Raw genomic sequence first — 4,551 nt, forward strand, 5'->3', positions numbered from 1 at the left:
TCACCGTGGCATTGAATGTCAGATCAGAACAGAAAACTGTATCACCCCGTTTAACCCCTGCCAGCCGAACGGCCAGATGCAACGCAGCGGTCCCGCATGAAAGAGCGACAGCATATTTCACCCCGACGAGTTCCGCAGCTGACCGTTCGAGCTCATTGACATTACTCCCGGCCGTCGTCATCCAATTTGTCTCGTACGCCTCCGTCATGTACTTCATCTCCTCCCCATGCATCGTCGGGGAAGAGAGCCAAATCTTCTTGGGAAACTTGGCAAAATGATTTTGAGTATTAAACATGAACGATATATATTTTTATATAAATATCATGATTTATTTAAAAGAGATTTATAAAAAGAAATCCATTCATTCGTCACTATATTACTTGAGAAATAATCTAAGACCCTTTGCCTGCCATTCGAACCCAATTTTATTCTCAGCTCAGGATCAGAATATAATCGCATCATCGCTATATATAAAGACTGGACATCTTTCACCTGGCATCGAATACCAGTTACCTCGTCAATCATAGCATCTGTTACTCCGTATGCATCACTACATATCACCGGCAACCCCAAACAAGAAGCTTCAATGACACTCGACCCAAACCCCTCCCGGTATGTCGGTAAACAAAAAACGTCTCCGGCTTTAAGCAAGCGTTCCGGAAAAGGGGTTTGACCATAAAACATCAAGTTAACCCCTGGCTTTAACGATGGCATATCCTCGACCATACTAACACAATTTCCCTCATCTCTTCCAACTAATAAGAGGAAAACATTTTCGTAAGTGTCAGCGAGTTTTGCAAAGGCATTAAGTAATTCTCTAATTCCTTTGTCTATACATAGACGCCCCAGAAACACAAAAACAATCGAACCGTCAGGTATGCTAAGCTCTTTTCTAACAGCCAAACGGATCTCTGGATTTGGAGAAAATCTCTCTAAATTAACCCCACAAATTGAACCAGAGGCAAGGACAGATGAATTGTTATGATTAAGGACCCCTTGCTCGATTAAAAAACGGCGTTGCCCTTCCCCATCAACTAATAGATTTGTATCAAGCAGAGCGATTAACTTATCCATCATTCGCAGCATAGACCTCATGAGACCGGTACGGGTTGCCCAGACCTGTCCGGTGAAAATATGAACACGATTCGGAACTCGCGCAAAAAAACCGGCAAGTGCAGTGAGTAAACCAGCTTTCGGAGTTACCGAATGAACCACAGAAAATTTCATCTTCCTGAAATAGATGAAAAGAGAGACAAAAGCCTTAAAATCTCTGTATAGACAAATATTACGTATAATTTTAATGTTCTTTGCCTCTCTTATTTTAAGACTAGAAAGTTGCGACTCGTTATCCAAATTAGCGACAATATATATATCATAACTATTAGATAGTTTATAAATAGGATCCTTAAGAAAAGAGATTGCAGATCCCGGACTGGAAACAATAAAACATATCTTTTTCATATTTTATCAGATTCCTTTATTATGCAAAAACTGAAGAATTCTATGGGGAAATAAAGAAACGACAATTGGCTTAAAGACATACGGCAAACCTAAAGGAAGCAATCCTAAACTCTTAAACCCCTTATAACGAACAATAGCCTCATTTATTCGATACTTAATAAGGCGTCGTTTTTTCATTCCATCTAATGGAAGATAATAACGATATAAAGCTTCCTGAATGTTATAGCCTTTGTAGCCATTTGCATATAATCGCATGAAGAGATCATAATCTTCAGTACGACAAGTTTCCTTGGCTATACGATATCCATTAACAGATAATAATGCATCTCTACGAAAAAAAGATGCGGCATGGCAAAAAGGGGTCCCCCATAAAAAACTTTTTTTACATGGATATTCTACCCCTTTCCTAATAACAGACTCTCCGGACTCATTGTATATAATATGAGCTGACGAAACGATGGCATAGTCAGGATTATCGTCTAGGAAGTTATTCTGCAATTCAAAACGATGAGGATAGCTAAAATCGCTATCATCCATTCTCGCAATATATTCTCCACTTGAAACTGATAAACAGTTATTTAATGTGGCACCTAACTTTAAATTTTTATTGTTTTTAATAATTATTACACGAGGATCAAATGAAGATAAGTTTAATAAAATATTATAAGTATCATCAGTAGAAGAATCGTCACAAATAATAAACTCCCAATCTGAAAATGTTTGTTTCTGAATACTTTCTATAGCTGCAATAACGCGCTGTCCTGAATTATAACACCCCATTATAACAGAAATTTTTGGCATATAAAATTAAATTTTTATTATAGAATTAGAATAATTTAAATCATGATAAAAATAAAAAAATATAAAAAAGCATATTATTATTATATTAACACATACTATAAAACAATTTTTTATCATTTGATTTATTATATATTTATTTTTAATGTAGTATTTTATAATATATTTAAGATTTTATATGTTTTTTATAAAAAGTAAAAATAAATAAAAATATATTAGAAATTAAGGATAGCGAGATAATCCTGCCTTTAATTGACTTCATCTTAAAAATTAAATATTTTTTTTCATATTTATTTAGTTTAAATATTTTTTTAAATTTTTTTCTAGTTGTATTGTTCATGGAAATATAATCAGATGATATGCTAGTTATTTTATTGAACAAAAATACATCTCTAAAATCATTAATTACTTTTTCTTTAGCTAACAGATTTTCTATATCTTGATAAACATCAGCAATCACAAGCAATCTTTCATCTGAACACTTTCCGATTTGATATGGGTTGGAGCGATAAAAATAAAGCGATTCATTTAAAAAGCAAATCCGATCTGCAAAAATACAGCCCATCCAATGTGGCTTTTGATCTTGTGCCCTACGGAAATTTGGAAATCGAATTTCGTGCTGTATCATAAAATTTCTATTCCATAGCTTCGACCAAGTAGAGTGAAATGTTTTTAACAACAAAAGTTTCCTATCCTCAAAAGTCAATGGAAATGAAACATCACAACTGTTGTTCATGACTTTTTTCCGATCTCCCTCAACCTGATAGGCACTGTAAAAGACTATTTCCGCATCATCCTCCTTAGCCTTGTTCAAAAGCTTTTCACATGCGGTCAAGTCCAGCCAGTCGTCGCTATCTATAAACAGGATATATTCTCCGTGGGCTGCATCCATCCCCACGTTGCGAGTAACACCTAGACCGGAATTTTTTTCATTCGTGATAATCTTTATACGGGCATCCCTCGAGGCATACGATTCCAACATGACGAGAGAACTATCGGTAGAGGCGTCATTAACGCAGATAATCTCGAGATTTCTATAAGTCTGGTTAACGACAGACTCCATGCAGTCCTTCAAATACTTCTCAGTATTATAAACTGCTATGGCAACAGTGATTAATGGTCGGGATTTCATAGAAATCTAATCAATTAAATTCTAAATAGTACACACTCCCCTTTTAAAAAAAAGTATTATGGCTTAACATTAGTGATACAAATTTATCCAATTTCCCAAAGTGTAATCCCAGCTTTCAGGAATAAATTCTTCATAACCGCAGCCAGGAAATAAAGTAAGCTCTCCAAAATAGGGGCGCCCCTCGATTTCATAAAAATCTACATGAAGACTATCTACCTCGAAATCTAAAAAACTTTCCCACATTCTGCATCACAACTAATTATTAGTTACAACTCCTACTACGACTTCTATAAAATAAAAAAAATCAGTCTCCAAATTCTTTTTCCAAAAATTTTAAAAAGAATTTCGGACTTATATCATCCGAATTCAAAAGAAAATCATTTTGCAAATCCGTTTTTATAAAGTTTATGTCAATATCTGATAAATCTTTAAATATAAACATTTGCGATTTATTATAAAACCATTTGTTTTTTAAATGAATATTGTTAGATAAAAGTTTTTTCTTATATGAAATAGCTTCGCAGGTTCTCAAAGATGATCCGTCCTGAATCGTCGTATCTAAAATTTCAAGAATACAGCGGGAATTAAGAACACCGTTTATTACTTCCCTGTATGAAAGTGGCTTCTGAATAATATTGATACCACTACTTTTTAAAGTATCACCAGGAGCTACTAGGACATTAAAATTACATTTTAATCCTTGAGAACATAAAAACTCAAAAGAATCCTCGATAATTTTTTTTCTACTTTTTGCTGAACCTATATAATAAACATCATAATCAACTTTCTCTGAAATATTTTCAGAAGATTTAGAATAAATAGGTTCGTAATATTTAAAATTGTATTGTTCGGAATCTTTTTTATTAAACGTAATTATAAGATTATATCTATTTCGATTCTTTAATACGTAATTCAAAGAAAAACAATTTGAAGGATCAGAAATCGCATTTGTAAAATAAAATATAAATTTAATTTTACAGAATTTTTTTTTGATAAAATAAAAAAACACAGAATCATAAGAAATATGACTGCTCTCTAAAAAAATACAATAAGTATCGATGGTACAATTATGTCTATCAACACAAAAATTATATAGAAACATATATAAATATTTTAAAAATGCATTCGGAAACAATAAATATAAATTTGTTTTTTCAAAA

6 protein-coding genes are annotated in these 4,551 nt (G+C 33.1%); all 6 read right to left on the reverse strand.

All coding sequences use genetic code 11. The annotated features are described in order from the left end of the window. Nucleotides 1–295 (reverse strand): DegT/DnrJ/EryC1/StrS family aminotransferase (locus PHF25_08790; protein ID MDD4528106.1); only part of this gene is annotated, 295 nt, incomplete at its 3' end. Between the two features lie 26 nt (nucleotides 296–321). Beyond that, nucleotides 322–1,461, reverse strand: a complete 1,140-nt coding sequence (locus tag PHF25_08795) for a glycosyltransferase (GenBank protein ID MDD4528107.1) — start codon at nucleotides 1,459–1,461, stop codon at nucleotides 322–324. 6 nt (nucleotides 1,462–1,467) lie between these two features. Then, on the reverse strand, nucleotides 1,468–2,262 hold the full coding sequence (locus tag PHF25_08800; protein ID MDD4528108.1) for a glycosyltransferase: 795 nt from the start codon (nucleotides 2,260–2,262) through the stop codon (nucleotides 1,468–1,470). Between the two features lie 163 nt (nucleotides 2,263–2,425). After that, entirely contained in the window at nucleotides 2,426–3,391 is a 966-nt protein-coding gene (locus tag PHF25_08805) for a glycosyltransferase family 2 protein (protein MDD4528109.1), read from the reverse strand. A 69-nt stretch (nucleotides 3,392–3,460) separates the two neighbouring features. Beyond that, entirely contained in the window at nucleotides 3,461–3,634 is a 174-nt protein-coding gene (locus PHF25_08810; protein MDD4528110.1) for an ATP-grasp fold amidoligase family protein, read from the reverse strand. A gap of 61 nt (nucleotides 3,635–3,695) precedes the next feature. Then, nucleotides 3,696–4,551: hypothetical protein (locus tag PHF25_08815; protein MDD4528111.1), on the reverse strand; the 856-nt coding region annotated here is incomplete at its 5' end.

Source organism: Candidatus Margulisiibacteriota bacterium (assembly GCA_028706105.1).
GTDB lineage: Bacteria > Margulisbacteria > Riflemargulisbacteria > GWF2-35-9 > DYQY01 > DYQY01.